Source organism: Streptomyces sp. NPDC102437, from assembly GCF_044765565.1.
Classification (GTDB): domain Bacteria; phylum Actinomycetota; class Actinomycetes; order Streptomycetales; family Streptomycetaceae; genus Streptomyces.
This window is the reverse complement of sequence record NZ_JBIWKI010000014.1, coordinates 109134-127478: the sequence shown is the minus strand read 5'-3', so window position 1 is coordinate 127478 and position 18345 is coordinate 109134. Positions and strand designations below refer to the sequence as shown.

Annotated in this window: 18 protein-coding genes; 6 read left to right on the top strand and 12 right to left on the bottom strand. The window is 71.3% G+C overall.

The annotated features are described in order from the left end of the window. Positions 1-34: 34 nt before the first annotated feature. Entirely contained in the window at positions 35-253 is a 219-nt protein-coding gene (locus ACIRJP_RS19940) for an MbtH family protein (protein ID WP_404175603.1), read from the bottom strand. A gap of 296 nt (positions 254-549) precedes the next feature. Here ACIRJP_RS19940 and ACIRJP_RS19935 point away from each other — a divergent pair, with 296 nt between their 5' ends. Further along, complete coding sequence (locus ACIRJP_RS19935; protein WP_404175600.1) at positions 550-855, top strand: PadR family transcriptional regulator; 306 nt, start codon at positions 550-552, stop codon at positions 853-855. 15 nt (positions 856-870) lie between these two features. Here the strand turns inward: ACIRJP_RS19935 and ACIRJP_RS19930 are convergent, their stop codons facing one another. The 3 genes from ACIRJP_RS19930 to ACIRJP_RS19920 all read right to left on the bottom strand — a co-directional run bounded on the left by ACIRJP_RS19930 (position 871) and on the right by ACIRJP_RS19920 (position 4679). Next, positions 871-2145, bottom strand: a complete 1275-nt coding sequence (locus ACIRJP_RS19930; RefSeq protein ID WP_404175597.1) for an APC family permease — start codon at positions 2143-2145, stop codon at positions 871-873. A 375-nt stretch (positions 2146-2520) separates the two neighbouring features. Further along, the gene (locus ACIRJP_RS19925) at positions 2521-3945 is read right to left on the bottom strand and encodes a sensor histidine kinase (protein WP_404175594.1); all 1425 of its coding nucleotides are present in this window, start codon (positions 3943-3945) and stop codon (positions 2521-2523) included. Continuing rightward, positions 3942-4679 carry a response regulator transcription factor gene (locus ACIRJP_RS19920; RefSeq protein WP_404175591.1) on the bottom strand — a complete coding sequence of 246 codons (738 nt, stop codon included), beginning with the start codon at positions 4677-4679 and terminating at the stop codon, positions 3942-3944. Before ACIRJP_RS19920 ends, ACIRJP_RS19925 begins: the two co-directional genes overlap by 4 nt. A 172-nt stretch (positions 4680-4851) precedes the next feature. On the opposite strand from ACIRJP_RS19920, the gene ACIRJP_RS19915 reads away from it, so the two are divergent. The 4 genes from ACIRJP_RS19915 (at position 4852) to ACIRJP_RS19900 (ending at position 8062) form a co-directional block, all read left to right on the top strand. Further along, complete coding sequence (locus ACIRJP_RS19915; RefSeq protein ID WP_404175588.1) at positions 4852-6216, top strand: ferric reductase-like transmembrane domain-containing protein; 1365 nt, start codon at positions 4852-4854, stop codon at positions 6214-6216. Between the two features lie 11 nt (positions 6217-6227). After that, the gene (locus ACIRJP_RS19910) at positions 6228-6662 is read left to right on the top strand and encodes an FMN-binding protein (protein ID WP_404175585.1); all 435 of its coding nucleotides are present in this window, start codon (positions 6228-6230) and stop codon (positions 6660-6662) included. Then, a complete protein-coding gene (locus ACIRJP_RS19905) occupies positions 6655-7422 on the top strand; it encodes an FAD:protein FMN transferase (protein ID WP_404175582.1) in 768 nt (255 codons plus the stop codon). Before ACIRJP_RS19910 ends, ACIRJP_RS19905 begins: the two co-directional genes overlap by 8 nt. A gap of 124 nt (positions 7423-7546) precedes the next feature. Further along, on the top strand, positions 7547-8062 hold the full coding sequence (locus tag ACIRJP_RS19900) for a DUF2231 domain-containing protein (RefSeq protein ID WP_404175579.1): 516 nt from the start codon (positions 7547-7549) through the stop codon (positions 8060-8062). Between the two features lie 323 nt (positions 8063-8385). Here the strand turns inward: ACIRJP_RS19900 and ACIRJP_RS19895 are convergent, their stop codons facing one another. The 8 genes from ACIRJP_RS19895 to sbnA form a co-directional block, all read right to left on the bottom strand. Beyond that, positions 8386-9561, bottom strand: a complete 1176-nt coding sequence (locus tag ACIRJP_RS19895) for an FAD-dependent monooxygenase (protein ID WP_404175576.1) — start codon at positions 9559-9561, stop codon at positions 8386-8388. Further along, the gene (locus ACIRJP_RS19890; protein WP_404175573.1) at positions 9558-11021 is read right to left on the bottom strand and encodes a condensation domain-containing protein; all 1464 of its coding nucleotides are present in this window, start codon (positions 11019-11021) and stop codon (positions 9558-9560) included. The genes ACIRJP_RS19895 and ACIRJP_RS19890 overlap by 4 nt, the downstream gene beginning before the upstream one ends. Next, positions 11018-11740, bottom strand: coding sequence for a 2-hydroxychromene-2-carboxylate isomerase (locus ACIRJP_RS19885; protein ID WP_404175570.1), 723 nt, complete (start codon positions 11738-11740; stop codon positions 11018-11020). The genes ACIRJP_RS19890 and ACIRJP_RS19885 overlap by 4 nt, the downstream gene beginning before the upstream one ends. A gap of 35 nt (positions 11741-11775) precedes the next feature. Continuing rightward, on the bottom strand, positions 11776-12519 hold the full coding sequence (gene fabG, locus ACIRJP_RS19880; RefSeq protein WP_404175567.1) for a 3-oxoacyl-ACP reductase FabG: 744 nt from the start codon (positions 12517-12519) through the stop codon (positions 11776-11778). A 62-nt stretch (positions 12520-12581) separates the two neighbouring features. Next, the gene (locus ACIRJP_RS19875) at positions 12582-13676 is read right to left on the bottom strand and encodes a beta-ketoacyl synthase N-terminal-like domain-containing protein (RefSeq protein ID WP_404175564.1); all 1095 of its coding nucleotides are present in this window, start codon (positions 13674-13676) and stop codon (positions 12582-12584) included. A 35-nt stretch (positions 13677-13711) separates the two neighbouring features. Further along, complete coding sequence (locus tag ACIRJP_RS19870) at positions 13712-15004, bottom strand: beta-ketoacyl-[acyl-carrier-protein] synthase family protein (protein ID WP_404175561.1); 1293 nt, start codon at positions 15002-15004, stop codon at positions 13712-13714. Further along, on the bottom strand, positions 15001-15264 hold the full coding sequence (locus ACIRJP_RS19865) for an acyl carrier protein (protein WP_388591021.1): 264 nt from the start codon (positions 15262-15264) through the stop codon (positions 15001-15003). Before ACIRJP_RS19865 ends, ACIRJP_RS19870 begins: the two co-directional genes overlap by 4 nt. Positions 15265-15415: 151 nt before the next feature. Then, a complete protein-coding gene (gene sbnA, locus ACIRJP_RS19860; RefSeq protein WP_404175558.1) occupies positions 15416-16465 on the bottom strand; it encodes a 2,3-diaminopropionate biosynthesis protein SbnA in 1050 nt (349 codons plus the stop codon). Between the two features lie 211 nt (positions 16466-16676). On the opposite strand from sbnA, the gene ACIRJP_RS19855 reads away from it, so the two are divergent. Continuing rightward, complete coding sequence (locus ACIRJP_RS19855; protein WP_404175555.1) at positions 16677-18290, top strand: tryptophan halogenase family protein; 1614 nt, start codon at positions 16677-16679, stop codon at positions 18288-18290. Positions 18291-18345: the final 55 nt, after the last annotated feature.

The following is an 18345-nucleotide window of genomic DNA, read 5'->3' as shown; positions in this document are numbered from 1 at the left end:
TCGGGCCCGGCCTCGGATCCGGCGGCCAGTTCGGTCAGGCGGCGGTGGCGTCCATGCGGCGGCGCAGGCTCAGCGGTCGCAGGTCGGTCCAGATCTCGGCGATGCGCGCGAGGCACTCCTCGCGGGTGCCCTCGGTACCCTCGGCGTGCCAGCCGGCCGGCAGGGCGCGGTCGGCCCACCAGATCGAGTACTGCTCCTCGTCGTTGAGCACGACGCGGTACAGGGTCTCTTCGGTCTGTTGCTGCTCGCTCATCAGTTCGACGCCCCTTCGTGTGGTCGGTTATGGCCATGTTTGAAGGGCGGCCTATCCGGGCCCTATGCCGGCCATGTATTCATCGAGCCCGGGGCATGGGGCCCGTCCGTCCGGCGAAACGACCGCCGCCCCGCGCCTCCCACTTGGATGCCGTGCGCGTCGGCGGCGGCCCGCCGCGCGGGCAGGACCCGGCCCTGGGCGGGGTGATGGTCACGTCGGCTGGACGAGGCGGCATCCCGCACGGGCGTAGGATCGGATGCCGATATCGGTTTCGTCACTGCCGGAGGTGGGCCGGAATGCGGGAGTTCCAGCGGGGTGCGGTGCGGCTGCACATCCTGCACCACGCGGCCGGGGAGGAGATCCACGGCGCGTGGATGACCGAGGAGCTGGCCCGCCACGGCTACCGGATCAGCCCCGGCACCCTGTACCCGACGCTGCACCGGCTGGAGACCGACGGGTTGCTGGTCTCCGAGCAGCGGGTGGTCGACGGCCGTACCCGGCGTGTCTACACGGCGACGGAGGCGGGCAGGAAGGCCCTGGCCGAGGACCGCAGGGCGCTCGTGGAGCTGGCTCGCGAAGTCCTCGGTGACGACGCCCCGTAGTGGCAGGCGCGGAAGTTACGGCCTGCGGGCGGTCAGAGCGCGGCGGAGTCCGTAGGCGGCGGCGCCGAAGGCCAGCACCACGGCCCCGGAGACCACCGAGGACAGGGGCAGGGCGAAGGCCAGCACCAGGCATCCGGCCAGCCCGCCGGCCGGGATCAGCCGGTTCGGCCGTCCTTCGTCCTCGGTGAGCGTCCAGGCGGAGGCGTTGGCGATGGCGTAGTACGCCAGGACGCCGAAGGAGGAGAACCCGATGGCCCCGCGTACGTCCGCCGTCGCGGCGAGGACCGCGACCACGGCGCCCACCAGCAGTTCGGCGCGGTGCGGCACTTTGAACCGGGGGTGGACGGCGGCCAGGGCGTGTGGCAGGTGCCGGTCCCGGGCCATCGCCAGGGTGGTGCGGGAGACCCCGAGGATCAGCGCGAGCAGGGAGCCGAGCGCGGCCACGGCGGCGCCCACCCGCACGACAGGGGTCAGCCGGTCGACGCCGGCCGCCCGGACCGCGTCCGACAGCGGGGCCGCGGCCTGTGCCAGCCCGTTGGGGCCGAGGACCGTCAGCACGGCGACGGCGACGGCGACGTAGACGACCAGGGTGATGCCGAGCGCGAGCGGGACGGCCCGGGGGATGGTGCGCGCGGGGTCGCGGACCTCCTCGCCGAGGGTGGCGATGCGCGCGTATCCGGCGAACGCGAAGAACAGCAGGCCCGCCGCCTGGAGCACCCCGCCGGCCGTGGCGTCCGAGCCGACGTCGAGGTGGGCCGCGTCCGCCGTGGCGGAGGTGAGGGAGGTGACCACCACCGCGGCGAGCACCGCCAGGACCACGGCCACGATCACCCGGGTCAGGAACGCGGACTTCTGCACCCCGGCGTAGTTCACCGCGGTCAACGCCACCACCGCGGCCACCGCGACCGCGTGCGCCTGGCCGGGCCAGACGTACGAGCCGACGGTGAGGGCCATCGCCGCGCAGGAGGCGGTCTTGCCGACCACGAAGGACCACCCGGCCAGGTAGCCCCAGAAGTCTCCGAGGCGTTCGCGGCCGTAGACGTAGGTGCCGCCGGAGGCCGGGTAGCAGGCCGCGAGCCGGGCCGAGGAGGTGGCGTTGCAGAAGGCGACCACGGCAGCGACCGCCAGGCCGATCAGCAGCCCGGACCCGGCGGCGTGCGCGGCCGGAGCCAGAGTGGCGAAGATCCCCGCGCCGATCATCGACCCCAGGCCGATCACCACGGCGTCGGACACCCCGAGCCGCCGCTGAAGTTCGTCCGGCATTCCGGCGGCGGTCGATGGCTTGCTCATGGCCCACTCCCTCGGCGGCCCAGCCGCGCACGTTACGTACTCCGATATCGGGAGACGATACGGGAGCGGGCCGGACCGCCGGCCGCAGCCCCAGGCCACGCGTGCACACCCCGTGCTCACAGAAATGAGTAGTCCCCGAGAGACCGGAGCCCCCGCCGGACCGTGTCCGGTTTACCCAACGATCTCCGTTCTCACAACCTCTCGCGAAACAGCTTTCGCACCATGCCTCTCGCGATGGGTTCTGCGACATGCCCCAGCCCGCCGAACCGGCCGCCGCCGATCAGTTCGGCTGTCCGACCTGTGAGGTGCCCGCTGGAAGCACCCGCCGCACCCGCGGCGGCAAGGTGGCCCCGAAGGAGTGGCAGCGCGAACAGTTCAGCCTGGGAGTGCGAGGCGGAAGGTGGTGTGTCCGGGGCTGCTGGTGACGGTGGCGGTTCCGCCGTGGGCGGTGATCACTGCGTGGACGATGGCAAGGCCCAGGCCGGTGCTTCCCGTGCTGCGGGAGCGGGCGTGGTCGGCGCGGACAAAACGGCCGAAGACTTCGGGTTGGAGTTCGTCGGGGATGCCAGGGCCGTTGTCACTCACGTCCACGAGGACGGTGCTCTGTTCCGTCGTGAGCGTAATAGTCACGTCGGTGCCGGCCGGCGTATGGATTCGGGCGTTGGCGAGAAGGTTGCCGATCGCCTGTTGGAGGCGGTGGGCGTCGCCGATGACGGTGACCGGTTCTTCGGGGAGGTCGAGGAGCCAGTGGTGGCCGGGGCCGGCGGCGCGGGCGTCGTCCGTCGCGTTCAGGATCAGCAGGGTCAGGTCGACCGGCTCGTGTTCGAGGGGCCGTCCGGCGTCAAGACGCGCGAGAAGCAGCAGGTCATCGACAAGGCGGGTCATGCGCAGGGACTCGCGGTCGATGCGTTCCAGGGCGTGGCGGACTTCGGTGGGGACGGGGCCCTGGTGGCGCAGGGCGAGTTCGGCGTGGCCGCGGATGTTGGCGACGGGGGTGCGCAGTTCGTGGCTGGCGTCGGCGGCGAAGTGCCGTAGGCGTTCCTCGCTGGCCTGCCGACGCGTGAGGGCGTCTTCGACGTGGCCGAGCATGTGGTTGAGGGCGGTGCCGACCTGACCGACCTCGGTGCGGGGGTCGATGCCGCGGAGGGGGCCGGGCATGGCGATCTCGCCGCTGGCGAGCGGCAGTCCGGCGACCTCCGCCGCATGGGCGGTGACCTTCTGGAGAGGGCGCAGGGAGATCCGTACCCACACGGCTCCCGCGGTGCCGGTCGCCACGAGGGCGGCACCGAACAGGACGGCTTCGACCGCTTCGAGGCGGTGGACGGTCTCTTCCACCGGGTGCAGGGGCAGGCCGGTGATCAAGGTGTCCTGGTCGTCGCCCCGGACAGCCGTGACGCGGTACTTCCCCAGACCGGAGAGGCGGATGCTGTGCCCCTCTCCGTCCACGGGGATCCTCTCCAGGGTGCGGCGGTCTTCGGGGGTGAGCCGGAGGGGGCGGTCGATGGCGTCGTCGACGACGGCGGCCTGGGTGACGGTGTCGCCCAGGAGGCGGGCGCCGAAGGTCGCCTCGGCCTGGCCCCGGGTGTCGGGGCGGTTGTCGGCATCGGGCTTGCCCTCGTGTTCCAGACTGGCTGCGAACCGGCCGCCGGACGCGGAGAGCTGCTCGTCCAGGCGCCCCATCAGGAAGCCCCGCAGAGCGAGGGCGGTGGTGATCCCGACGACGAGGCAGGCGATGGCGAGCAGGGTGACGAGTCCGGCAGTGAGCTGGCCGCGCAGAGTGCGGGGCGGCAGGCGCCTCACGAGGTTTCCGGCTTGAGGACGTAGCCGACGCCGCGCACGGTGTGGATCATCGGGGTGCGTCCGGCGTCGATCTTCTTGCGCAGGTAGCTGATGTAGAGCTCGACGATGTGGGCGCGGCCGCCGAAGTCGTAGGCCCAGACCCGGTCGAGGATCTGGTCCTTGGACAGGACCCGGCGCGGGTTGCGCATGAGGAAGCGCAGGAGTTCGAACTCGGTGCGGGACAGTTCGACCACGGCCCCGCCGCGCCGGACCTCCCGGGCTTCCTCGTCCATGGTGAGGTCACCGACGGTGAGCCGGTTCGTGCCCGGTCCGGCGCTCATGCCGGCCCGCCGCAGCAGCCCTCGCAGCCGGGCCAGGACTTCCTCCAGGCTGTAGGGCTTGGTGACGTAGTCGTCACCGCCCGCTGTGATCCCGGCGATGCGGTCCTCGACCGCGTCCCGGGCCGTCAGGAACAGGACGCACACCTCGGGCATCTCACCTCTGAGGGCCCGCAGGACCTGGAGGCCGTCCAGGTCGGGCAGCATCCAGTCCAGAACCACCGCGTCGGGCCGGAAATCACGGGCCGTCGCCAGCGCGGTCGCGCCGTCGCCAGCGGTGCGCACGTGCCAGCCCTCGCCGGTCACCACTCCGGTCAGGACATCCGTGACGTCGGGTTCGTCGTCGACGACGAGGATCCGTACGGGGTCTCCGTCCGGGCGGCGCAGAAGCGCTGGTGTACGCGGCGGCTCGTCCATGGTTCCTCCAGCATCCCCCAGCGCAGACCACGGCAGGGGTGAGGCGTGCCTCTGAGTTTCCTCTGAATCGGAGCTGAGAGCGATCGACCGCGCCGTTTCAGAAGGTACGCAGAGGTTGGGCTGTGAGGCTGGCCAGCCATCGCCGGAGCGTGCGCCATGTCCGGAGGAGCCCATGACCACCACATTCACGACTACGACGTATGCCAACCGCGGGATGCGCCACCGGCGCCCGCGCCGCAGCCTTGTCCCGTTCCTGGTGCCGCTGGTGATCTGGGTCGGCGTCGCGGGGGTGCTGGCTCTGTGGTGGAGCGACACGACCTCGGTGGTCGGCCCGGCGGGCTGGCTCACCGGCGCGGGACGCATCACCGGCCTCCTGGCCGGATACGCCTGCGCGGTCCTGCTGGCGCTCATGGCCCGGATGCCGCTCCTGGATCACACCATCGGCACCGACCGGCTCGCCCGCTGGCACGCCTGGGGTGGCCGCTGCACCGTGTCCCTCGCCCTTGCGCACACCCTGCTGATCATCTGGGGCTACTCTCTGGCCTCCCACACGAACGTGGTCAGCCAGACCTCCACACTCGTCCTTCACTACCCCGACCTGCTCAAGGGCACGGCCGGCTTCCTGTTGTTCGTGGCCACGGGGATCGTGTCCGCCCGTGCCGCCCGCCGCAGGATGAGTTACGAGACGTGGCACTACCTGCACTTCGCGACCTACCTGGCGGTCTTCCTCACCTTCGGCCACCAGCTGTCCAACGGAGCCGACTTCGTCGACAACCGCCTCGCGCAGGCGGCCTGGTACACGCTGTTCCTCGGTGTCGCGGCCCTGGTCGCCTGCTACCGCTTCGCCGTCCCCGTCCGGCGGGGGCTCCGCCACCGCCTGCGCGTGGCAGCGGTCCACCCCGAAGCACCAGGGGTGGTCTCCGTCCACCTCACGGGCCGGCACCTCGACGACCTCGGGGGCGAACCGGGGCAGTTCCTGCGCTGGCGCTTCCTGACCCGCGGGCTGTGGTGGACCGCCAGCCCCTACTCCCTCTCCGCCCCCGCCCACCCCGGCCACCTGCGGATCACGGTCAAGGCCGCCGGCGGACACAGCGCCGCCCTCGCCCGCCTGAGGCCCGGCACCCGGGTGTGGGCCGAAGGACCCTACGGCGCCTTCACCGCGAACCGCCGCACCGTCCCCAAGGTCCTGCTCCTGGCCGGCGGTGTCGGCATCACCCCCCTGCGTGCGCTCTTCGAGACGCTGCCGGGCCAGGTGACACTCGTCTACCGGGCACGCCGCACCGTCGACCTCGCCCTGCGCGGTGAACTCGACGCGATAGCCGCCCACCGCCGGGCCGCCGTGCACTACATCGTCGACGAACCGGCCGGACGCACCTCCCCCCTCACCGACCTGGCCCTGAGCACTCTGGTCCCCGATCTGGCCGCGCACGACGTCTACCTCTGCGGCCCTCCCGGCATGACCGAGGCCGCGATCGGGGCCCTGCGCGAAGCCGGGGTCCCGGCCCGGCGCATCCACCACGAGTCCTTCGCGTTCTGAGGAGATCCGTCATGCGCCGAGCCGTCCTCGCCACCACCGGGATCAGCGCCCTGATCACCGCCCTGCTCGCTCTCAAACCCCACCAGCTCCCCGTCCTCGCCGGGGCGGCTCCCCGTTCCCCCACGACCTCGCACACTCCCGCAGGCACCTCGCCGGGCAAAGCCACCGAGACGGGCACGTTCACCGGAGATCCCATCGACACCCAGTACGGAACCGTGCAGGTCGCCGCCACTCTCACCAAGGGAAAAATCACCTCGGTCAAGGTCCTCCGGGCTCCGGACCAAAATGGCCGCGACCAGCAGATCACCTCCTTCGCCCTGCCCCGCCTCACCCAGGAGGCGCTCGGAGCCCAGAGCGCGCACATCGACGCCGTCTCCGGTGCCAGCTACACCAGCCAGGGCTACATCCAGTCCCTCCAGAGCGCACTGGACCAAGTCCATGCCTGACACCGCGACCGGGCTGCGCCACGTCGAGCACGTCATGGGCACCGTCTTCTCGTTCGACATCCGGGACCAGCCGACCCCCGCCATCCGCCGCGCCCTGGCCGAGGCCGTGCGCCACCTCCACCAGGTCGATGCCGTGTTCTCCACCTATCGGCCCGACAGCCACATCAGCCGCCTCGACCGCGGCGAGATCCGACTGGAGGACTGCCCGCCCGAAGTCCACGAAGTCCTGTCCCTGTGCGCACAGGCCGCCCACGCCAGCGACGGCTGGTTCAGCATCGTCCCCGCAAGAACCCTCGACCCCTCAGGGCTCGTCAAGGGCTGGGCGACCGAAGCGGCATCCCAGCTCCTGTACGATGCAGGCGCGCACCACACGTGCATCAACGGTGGAGGTGACCTACAGCTCCGCGGCCAGGCGGGCCCGGGCACCGCGTGGCGAATCGGCATCGCCCACCCGCTACGCCCCGGTGAACTGGCCACCGTCATCACCGCCGGCCACGACCTGGCCGTCGCCACCTCCGGCACCGCCGAACGCGGCCGTCACATCGTGGACCCGCACACCGGCAGAGCTGCCGACATGTTCGCCTCCCTCACCCTCGTCGGGCCCCGCCTGACGCTGACCGACACCTACGCCACCGCCGCGTTCGCCCGAGGCAACGGGGCACAGGACTGGGTGGAAACACTGGACGGCTACGAAGCACTCGCGGTTCTGCCCGACGGCCAGGAATGGCGGACTCCAGGATTCAGCCGCTATGGGTCATGAGGCACGCCGCAGCATCATTCCCGGGCACAGGGAACGGGCGCCTCCCTGCCGCGGCCTCGGTACACCACCGAAGTCCAACTCATCCCTGTCCAGCATTGAACACCACCCTCCGAAGGAGCCCCTCGTGGGACTCGACCTGATCAACGGCATCCCCGCACACATCCTGTTCGTGCACGTCGTCGTGGTCCTGGTACCCCTTACTGCGCTCGCCCTGATCCTGTGTGCCGTCCTCCCCACCGTCATGCGCAGGTTCGGCCTCGCCCTGCCGGCCCTCGCGCTGGTGTCCCTGATCAGCGTGCCGCTGACGACCGACGCCGGGGAGTGGCTGGAACGGCACGTGGACAGCGATCCCCTGGTCCGTAGGCACGCCGAACTCGGGGACGAACTGCTCCCCTGGGCCATCGGGCTCTTCCTGGTGTCCGCAGCGGTGTGGTGGTTCTACCGCCGCGCCGCCCGCCGCACCCCCGAGGCGGAGGGATCCGCCGGCACGGTGGGCACGCCGCTCCGCATCGCCGCCGCGGTGCTGTCCCTCGTCATCGGCGTGGGTGCCGGCGTGCAGGTCTACCGAATCGGCGACTCGGGCGCCAAGGCGGCCTGGCATGACGCCTACTCCGCCACCGCGCACCCCGATCGCGGCTGACGGGCACCTGCTGTGACACACCCCGGCCCCAGGGGCTGCGCTCGGTGACGACCACACGGCATCCGGCCCTTCTGCCCGCCACGGATCGAGCCCGGCGGGCAGAGGGGCCAGGCCGCTGTTCGGCTTTCTTCGCCGCCGCGCCGGAGCGTGTTTCGAAAGTGGCGCCGTCCGCCCGAAGGACGGCCGGCCGGGCGCCGCGTCTTCGCCGGGGCCGGCGATGCTTCGCGGCCGCTCCGGGAGAACGGGGCCTAGACGCAAGGGACCCCTGGCGCGGGGAGAGCGCCAGGGGTCCCTGGTTCGGTGGAAGGCGTCCGGACGGTGCGTCACACCGCCTGGGGAAGACGGTCCCGCGCCCCGCCGAGGGCCGCCTCGACGTCGTGGTCCAGGACCCAGTCGACGCTCTCGGCGTCGATACGACGGTTCGCGGCGGCGTCCTTCGGCTGCTGCCCGGTCCGGGAGCCGAGCTGCACGCGGGTGGTGTGCGGCCGGCGCGCCTCCTCGTAGCGGCGCAGTGCGGCGGCGATGCCGTCCGCGCCGGGCGCCGCCCCTTCGAGGCAGACGGCGAGCGCCACGGCGTCCTCCACGGCCTGGTTGGCGCCCTGTCCGTGGTGCGGGAGCATCGGGTGGGCCGCGTCGCCGAGCAGGGTGGTGCGGGAGGTGCTCCACCGCTCCAGCGGCTCGCGGTCGTACAGCGCCCAGCGGCGCACCTCGCCCGCCGCGTCGGCGAGCGCGCGCACGGCCGGGTCCCAGCCGGTCAGGACGGCGTCCAGGTCGGTGCGGTCGCCCGCGCTGGTCCACGACTCGGCGGCGCCCTCGGCGGCCGGGGTCACCACGACGTAGGTGAACTGCCGGCCCCCGGCGACCGGGTAGAGCAGGACGCGCGCGGTGGGGCCCGCGTACATGTACATCAGCGCGGGGTCCAGGTCCGGCAGGTCGGCGGCGTCGACCACACCGCGCAGGGCGCTGTTGCCGGAGTAGACCGGGGCGTCGGCGCCCGCGACCGCGAGGCGGACCGCCGAGTGCACGCCGTCCGCGCCGATCAGCACGTCGGCGTGGGCGTCGGTGCCGTCCGCGAAGTGCAGGACTACCCCGTACACGGTCTCCTCGTACCGGACGAGCTCCTTGCCGGTGTGCACCCGCTCGGCGGGGACCCGCGAGGACAGCATCCGGTGCAGGTCACCGCGGTGCACGGTGTAGTACGGGGCGCGGAACCGCTCCTGCCACGCCTCGCCCATCTCCTGGCGGGCCACGGTGGCACCGTTGTGGAAGGCCCGTACCTCCAGGGCCTCGGGGCGCACCGCGCACCGCTGCAACTCCGGTCCGAGGCCGAGACGCTGGAGCAGCCGGGTGCCGTTGGGGCCGAGGTGCATGCCGACGCCCTGCTCTCGCAGCTCCTCCCCCCGCTCGTAGACCTGGACGTCCAGGCCCCGGTGGTGCAGTGCGGCGGCGGCGGTCAGACCGCCGAGTCCCGCACCCACGATCGCGATGCGCATGCTCATCGGTGTTCCCAGGCGTTCTCGAAGGATTCGAAGTCGTCGAAACCGGCGACGTCGTCGAAGGAGGTGGTGCCGAGGGCGAGCAGCGCGGCCGTCTCGTCCTGTCCGGCCAGTTCCACGTCGGCGATCCGGGTGCCCGGGTCGGCGACGGCCGCGGCGAGCATCCGCTCGTAGCCGTCCGCGAAGCGCTCGACCGTGGCACGGTCGAGCAGGTCGGTGTCGTACGAGAAGACGGCGGTGACACCGTCGGGGGTCTGCTCGATGCGCAGCAGCAGATCCAGTTGGCCCTCCTGCTGCGGGACGTCGATGAGGGCGATGTCCAGCCCCTTGTACGCCACGGACGGGCCGATGACCTGCCCCGGCGGGACGTTGGGCACCGGCGGGTCCATCCGGTCCATCTGGACCAGGAACAGCGCGGTACGGAAGACGGTGGCCTGCGGGAAGGCCAGGGCACACGGGTAGCGGACATTGACCATGCCCCGCATCACCCGCTCGCCGGCCAGCGCGGCAGTGCCCCGGAAGGTGCTGGTGGCGTCGAACTCGGCCCGTACCGGCATGGTGTTGAGGAAGCAGCCGATCACGTCCCGCTGCGCCTTGCCCATCCGGCTGGTCGCGGGCACCCCGAGAACGAATTCCTCCTGGCCGGTCCAGCGGTGGGTGAGTGCCTGGAAGACGCCGAGCAGATACGCGAACGGGGTGACGCCCGCGTCGTCGGCCGCGGCGTCGAGCCCCTGGGCGGTGGCCGGGGCGAGCACGCGGACCACGGTGCCGCCCCGGAGCGAGCGCACGACGGGTCGCGGCCGGTCCAGCGGGAGCTCCGCGGCGGGCGCCCCGGCGACCGACTCGCGCCACCGGTCCGCGCCGCGCCGCCCCGACTCGGAGGCGGTGTGGCGCAGTTCCTCGGCGGCGTGGTCGGCGTACGAGCCGGGGATGGGCCGCCAGGCCGGTTCGGTGCCGGTGGAGATGCCCGCGTAGGCGTCGAGCAGGTCGCGGACGAGCAGCCAGCGCGAGGTGAAGTCGCTGACGATGTGGTGGGCGGCGGTCACCAGTGCCCACTCATCGTCACAGCGGCGCAGCAGCACGACCCGGAAGGCACCGGACTCCAGGCGGAAGGGGCGGGCGCCCGCCTCCTCCGCGGCCCGTCGCAGGCCCTCCTCGTCGATGCCGTCGAGGTCCCTGAACTCCAAGCGGACCAGGGCCCGTTCGGCGGCGGTGCGGACCGGTGTGCCGTCCTGCTCGGTGAAGACGGAGCGCAGCAGCTCCTGCCGGTCGCCGACGGCGGTGACCGCCGCCTCCATTGCGGCCGGGTCGACGGGTCCGCGCAGCAGCAGCGGCATCACGATGTTGTAGGAGGCGCTCTCCGGTGCGACGCGGTACGCGGTCCACATCGCTTCCTGGATGGCGGTCAGCGGCAGGGTTCCCCCGGCCGTGGCGCGCTCGTCGGTGCCGGTCGCGGTGGTCATCCGCAGCCTCCCGCGTGGCTCATGTCGGTGGTCCGGCCGGCGGCGGGTACCGCGGGCGGCCCGGCGGCGGTGGGCGCGGCACCGGCCGCGGTGGCGGGGGCGAAGGACGCGGCGAAGTCGGTGACGCGGTCCAGGCCCCAGTACGGCTCGCTGCCGTTGATGAAGTACGGCACGCCGAAGACGCCGTCGCGGTGCACGTCGAGCAGTGCCCGTACGCCCTGTTCGCGCACGAGCGGGTGGTGGGGGGCCTGGGCGACCTCCGCACCGTCCAGGCCGATCTCCTCGGCCAGTTCGCGCACCACGTCCGGGTCACAGATGTCGCGCCCCTCCAGCCAGCGGGCCCGCCCGGCGCGCTCCACCCAGGTGCGGCCGAGTCCCTCGCGCTCGGCGAGGAACCAGGTCAGGTGGGCCGGCTCCCACCAGGGCTTGCGGTCCACCGGCCAGGTCAGTGCCAGGCCGCGGTCGGCGGCGAGCCTGCGCACGTCGCGCAGGATGTAGAACTGCTTGGCCCGGGACATCGGGTGGAACGGGAACTCGGCGCCGGGCGAGGCTTCGGCGAGGAGCTTCTCGCTGGTCGGGTCCGGCTCCCAGAACGGGCGCCATTCGACGCGGTCCAGCAGCTCCGGGTGGTCACGCTCCAGGTCGGCGAGGGCGAAGAAGTTGTAGGGGCTGCGCAGGTTGAAGTAGAACCGCGGCGGCTTGGTGGTGCGGGCGGTCATGGCGAACTCCTTGGGATCACGGGAGGACCGGGGTGTCAGACGACCAGGCCGCCGTCGATGGAGAAGACCTGTCCGGTGATGTACGCGGCACGGTCGGAGGCGAGGAACGCCACCAGCTCGGCGACCTCCTCGGGCTCTCCGAACCGGCCGAGCGGGATGCTCCTGGTCATGTCCTTGGCGTACTTCTCGGAGAGTCCGCCGGTCATGTCGGTACGGATGAAGCCGGGGGCGACTGTGTTGGCGCGCAGCCCGGCCCGGCCGCCCTCCTTGGCGAGGGCCTTGGTGAAACCGATGATCCCGGCCTTGGAGGCCGAGTAGTTGGTCTGGCCGGCCTGCCCCTGGGAAGCGACCGAGGAGAGGGTGATCACGGTGCCCCGGCGGCGCTTCATCATCGGGAAGACGAGCGCCCTGGCGAAGTTGTACGTGCCGTCGAGGTTGGTGCGCACCACGGCGTCCCAGTCGTCGTCGGTGAGCGTGGCCAGGTTGCTGTCCCGGACGATTCCGGCGGCGGTGACGAGGGTGTCGACCGGGCCGAGGGTGTCTTCGGTCTCGGCGACGAAGGCGCGCACCGCGTCCCGATCGGTGACGTCGACGCGGCCGGCCAGCGTGCGGGCGCCGTGCTCCCGGGCCGCCTTCGCGGCGAGTTCGGCCGCTTCCGCCCGGGACTGGTAGCACAGGGCCACGTCGTATCCGTCGCGGGCCAGGACCTCCACGACGGACCGCCCGATACCGCGCGATCCACCGGTGACGAGCGCCACCTGCCTGGGAGTGTCGGACATGGTGCGTGCCCTTTCTGCGAGTGCTGCGCGGGATGGTGGGGGCTTGCGGAGGGCTTGGCGGCTCAGCCGAGGCGGAGCAGGGCCGCGCCGACGGTGCCGTCCCGGTCGACGGCGGTGACCAGGGCGAGCCGGTCCACCAGTTCCGGGCGGGCGGCCGACTCGGCGAGTACGGCGGCGAGCTGGAAGGCGGCACCGGCCGCGGTGGCGTCGCCGATGAGGGGTCGGACGGCGAGGCGCGGCGCGGCGAGGCCGTCCAGGGCCGCCGTCTCCTCCTTGCCGAAGACGCCGGGCGGGTTGCCGGGGGCGACGATCGCGATGTCGTCGGGGGTCGCCCCGGCGGCGGCCAGGACCTCGTCGACGCAGCTCTTCAGCACGGCGGAGGCACGGCCCGTGTTCCTGAAGGCCCGGAAACGGCAGCCGAGCACAGTGGCCAGGGCGGTGCGTCCGCTGTCGCGGGCCGCCGCCCCGCTCTCCAGGAGGAAGAGCGCCGCGCCCTCGCCGAGCGGTTCGGCGACGCTGCCACCGTGGTCGGCGACGTGCTCCAGCCGGGCGCGCTGTACGGAGAACTCCTCGGCGGCGCCCGCGAGGAGTGCGGTGGCGTGGCCGCCGCGCAGCAGCCGGGAGGCGTAGTTGAGTGCGAGCAGCCCGGTGGTGGCGCCGCCGGAGACGGTGACGTTGGGTCCCTTGAGCGTGTGCCGGATGGCGCTCTGCCCGGTGGGACAGTTCATCACGGTGTTGGGGAACCTGGCGGGGTCGACCAGGTAGGGAGCCTTGCCGGTGAGGGCGTCCCGGGTGAAGTCCATGATCGACTGGACACTGCCGGAGGTGCCGAGCACCAGACCGGTGCTCTCGGGGTCGGCGGCCAGGCCGGCCCCGTACTCCTCCAGGAGCATGCCCACGGTGGTGGCGGCGATGGCGGTGACCCGGTCCATGGAGCGGGTGCCCTTGCGGCCGAGGACGGCCTTGATGTCGAAGCCGGGTATGAGTCCGGCCTCGTCGTAGGGCACCGGCCACTGTTCGCTGTCGAGGGCGGCGACGGCGCGCCGCCCCTCGCGCAGTCCGGCCGTGAATCCGTCCCGGCCCAGCCCGTACGGGGAGGACACCGCCCAGCCCGAAACGACCAGGTCCTGCGCGGTGGTGACCGCGTCGGCTGACATTCCGTCCAACTCCTCTCAGGCCGCGTCGGGCCGGTTCAGGCCGCCGCTGTCGCGTCGGCGGGCAGGGTTTCGGCCGCGTTCGCGTCCCAGTGGCCGAGCATCAGGACCGCGTTGTTCCCGCCGAAGGCGAGGCCGTTGTTCTGCACGACCCGCAGCCGGGCCTCGACCGCCTCGTTGGGTACGCAGTCGACCGCGCACTCGGGGTCGGTGGTGCGGTGGTTGATGGTGGGCGGGATGAAGCCCTCCCGCAGCGCCAGGGAGCAGGCCGCGGCGGCGAGCGCGCTCGCGGCACCCATGGTGTGGCCGATCATCGACTTGATCGACACGGTGCGCGGCAGTTCGTCGCCGAAGACCTGCCGGATCGCGCCGACCTCGGTGACGTCGTTGGCCTTGGTGCCGGTGCCGTGCGCCGAGATGAAGTCCACGTCGGACGCCTCGATGCCGGCGTTGCGGTGGGCGGCGGTGATGCAGCGTGCGATGGAGTCCCGGTCGGGCGCGACCGGGTGGCTCGCGTCGCAGGACAGCCCGTAACCCAGGACCTCCGCGTAGATGCGGGCGCCACGCTCCAGCGCGGACTCCAGGGACTCCATCAGGAGGATCCCGGCGCCCTCACCGGTCAGAATGCCCTGCCGGTCGGCGTCGAAGGGGCGGCACACGTCGGGGGCGATGGTGCCGAGCCGGTAGAAGCCGGTGAAGGTCTTGCGGCACAGGGCGTCGGCCCCGCCGCAGAGCGCCATCTCGACGTCACCGGAGCTGATCGCGTCGTAGCCGGAGCCGACCGCGTAGTTGCCTGCCGCACAGGCGGTGGGAACGGTGACCGTCTCCACGTCCTCCAGGCCGAGTTCGCGGACGATGCCGGCGGAGAGCCGGCCGGGCCACACCCGGCGGGCGACGGTGGCGTCGAGCCGGTCCTCGCCCTCGGCGACCTGAAGGCCGATCAGGTGGTCCAGGTCGCGGGACTCGCCGTCGGTGGTGCCGACCGAGACCAGGGTGCGCCTGGCCCGTACGTCGTCCTCGGTGAGCCCCGCGTCCGCGACCGCCATCCGGCTGCCGGCCACCGCGAACTGCGCGGCCCGGCCGAGCTCGTCGGCCGCCATCTCGCGCAGCCACGCCTCGGGGTCGAAATCGGTGATCTCGCAGGCGTTGGAGTACGCGAATCCGGTGGTGTCGAAGGCGCCGATCGGTTTGGCGCCGCTGCGCCCGGCCCGCAGGCCGTCGGCGAAGGCGTCCACCCCGGTGCCGATGCTGGTCACCACGCCGAGCCCGGTGATCACCACCCGGTGCCGGGGGGCCGTGCGCGGCGCCGTGCCGCCCGTCGCTCCGCTCACTTTCCCTCGGCCTCCGCGACCACGGCGTACACGCCCGCCAGGTTGATCATGCGGCTGAGCTCGGCCTGCTCCAGGACGAGACCGAAGTTGCGCTCCATGGAGGCGAGGATCTCGATGGTGCGCAGGGAGTCGGCGTCGTGCTCCTCCTTGAAGAGGCTGGTGTCGGTGACCTCATCGAGTTCGAGTTCGAGGATGTCGCAGACGATCTCCTTGATCTCGGCCTTGCGCTCGGTGCTGAGGTCGGCGATCTGGGTGGTCATGTGGTGCCTCCGGGTCTCGGTTCGGGTTTTCTCGGGGGTCTCTGGTGCGGTTCGCTGGAACTGCGCTCCGGCTGCTGTTCGCCGGTGCTGCTCTCCGGATGCTGTTCGCGGGAACTGTCCGCTGGTGAGGAAAGCCTGCGGTGAAGCGCTATTACTGGGCTATATCGGCCAGTTGGCCCACGAACCCGGCGTCCGACGGCCCGTTCCACAGGTGGGCGACGTCCCCGAAGTGCTGGTGCACCCAGGCGTCGTCGTAGATGGTGTCGAGGTAGCGGTCGCCGCCGTCGGGCAGCACGATCACCACGTTGGAGCCGGGCGGTATGCCGGGGGCGAGCCGGGTCAGGGCCGCGACGACCGCGCCCGACGAGCCGCCGGCGAGGATCGCCTCGCGGCGCACCAGGGTGCGGCAGCCCACCACGCAGTCCAGGTCGCCGACGTGCACCACCCGGTCCGCGTCGGACCGCCGCAGCAGTTTGGGCGCGACGGACGCACCGTGGCCGGGCACCAGACGGGCGCAGTCGACGGGTGAGTCGAACAGCACGCTGCCGAGGGCGTCGACCGCGTTGACGGTGGTGCCGAGGTGGTGCCGGCGGATGTACTCGGCGCAGCCGCCGAGCGTGCCGCTGGTGCCCGCGGCCACGACGAGCTGGTCGACCTTGCCGTCGAGGGCTTCGGTGATCTCCTCCATCGTGGTCTCGTGGGCCCGCCGGTTGAGCGGGTTGGCGTACTGGTCGGGCCAGTAGGCGTCGGGGGTGGTCGCCACGAGTTCGGCGACCCGGTGCAGCCGGGCGGACAGCAGTTCCCCGGTGGCCGGGTCGGGCTCGGTGATGATCTCGACCTCGGCCCCGTAGGCACGCAGGATCGCGATGTTCTGCCGGGTGGTGCGGGTGTCCACCACACAGACGAGCCGCAGGCCGTAGTAGCCGCAGATCTGCGCGAGCCCGATCGCGAGGTTCCCCGAGCTGGACTCGATGACCGTCGAACGGCCCGGGACGAGCTCCCCGGACCGGATCTTCGTGGCCACCATGTTCAGCGCGGAGCGGTCCTTGACACTACCGCCGGGGTTGAAACGCTCCACCTTGGCGAACACCCGCGAGGTGAAACCCGGCATCAACCGTTCGAGCTCTACGAGCGGGGTTCCTCCCACAGTGGAAAGGATGCCTTTCAGCCCCGTCTCCGGCTCCCGTTCTGTGCTCGCCATGTGATGCGGCCATCCTCTGCTGGGAGATACGAGTGCGGAATCAACAGGTCCCAGGCTGTGCCTGCGCGCTATACGCCCTCCATAAATCCGGGCGCCCAGCGATCTCATTCGGCCTTTTCCGCCGGGTTATAGAAGTGCCGTAGAGCAGCTGCGGATTCTGGCCATCCCCACAGTTCCGCCACCACAACTCCGCCAGAAGAGGAAATTCGATATGACGGGCACCTCCACCGCAACAGACAACGCCATCAATAAGGTCGTGATCCTCGGCGGCGGTACGGCCGGCTGGATGACTGCCGCCTATCTCGGCAAGGCCCTCCACAACACGGTCGACGTCACGGTCCTGGAGGCGCCGAGCATTCCGCGCATCGGTGTGGGCGAGGCCACCGTGCCCAATCTGCACCGTGTTCTCTTCGACTTCCTCGGAATCGAGGAGGAGGAGTGGATGCGCGAGTGCAACGCCAGTTACAAGATGGCGGTCCGCTTCATCAACTGGCGTACTCCGGGCAAGGGCCAGAGCAGTCCGCGTGAGCTCGACAAGGGCGGTCCGGACCACTTCTACCACCCGTTCGGCATCAGCCCGGAACACGACAACGTTCCGATGTCGCACTACTGGTTCAAGAACAAGTTCGAGGGGAAGACGGACGAGCCGTACGACTACGCCTGCTTCCGCGAGGCGCCGCTGATGGACGCCAACAAGGCGCCGCGGCACCTGGACGGCACCTCGCCCACCCGGTACGCGTGGCACTTCGACGCGGCGCTCGTCGCGGACTTCCTGCGCCGGTTCGCCACCGGGAAGCAGGGTGTGCACCACATCCAGGACGAGATGACGCGCGTCGAGAAGGACGAGCGGGGCTTCGTCAAGGCCCTGCACACCAAGGAGGGCCGGGTCCTCGACGCGGACCTGTTCGTGGACTGCTCCGGCTTCCGCAGCCTGCTGATGAACCAGGCGATGGAGGAGCCCTTCGTCGACATGAGCGACCAGCTGCTGTGCGACCGCGCGGTCGCCACGGCCGTGCCGCACGACGACGAGGCCAACGGCGTGGAGCCGTACACCTCGGCGATCGCGATGTCCTCCGGATGGACCTGGAAGATTCCGATGCTGGGCCGCTTCGGCACCGGTTACGTCTACTCCAGCCGCTTCACCACGCAGGAGGAGGCCACCGCCGAGTTCTGCGAGCTGTGGGGCCTGGACCCCGAGACCACCCAGTTCAACCACGTGAAGTTCCGGGTCGGCCGCAACCGCCGCGCCTGGGTGAAGAACGTCATCGGCATCGGCCTTTCCAGCGCCTTCCTGGAGCCTCTGGAGTCCACCGGCATCTACTTCATCACCGCCGCCGCCTACCAGCTGGCGAAGCACTTCCCGGACAAGACGTTCAACCAGGCCCTGGTCGACAACTTCAACAAGGAAATAGAGGTGATGTTCGACGACACCCGCGATTTCATCCAGACCCACTTCTACTTCGCGCCGCGCACCGACTCGCCCTTCTGGCGGGCCAACAAGGAACTGAAACTCGCCCCGAGCATCCGCGAGAAGATCGACGCGTACAAGGCGGGTCTTCCGGTCAATCCCGCGGCCACCGACGACACGACGTACTACGGGAACTTCGAGGCGGAATTCCGTAACTTCTGGACCAACGAGCGCTATTACTGCATCTTCGCCGGCCTCGGTCTGGAGCCGGACGCACCGCTGCCGATCCTCTACCACAAGCCGGAGTCCGTGGCCGCCGCGCAGACCATGTTCGCCAAGGTCAAGAAGGAGCAGCAGGAACTCCTCAACTCCCTGCCGAGCACCTACGAGGCGCTCCGCCAACTGCACGGCAAGTAGTCGTGCCGCACCGCGCCGCCCGGCAGCCGGGACTCCTCTCCGGCCGGCTGCCGGG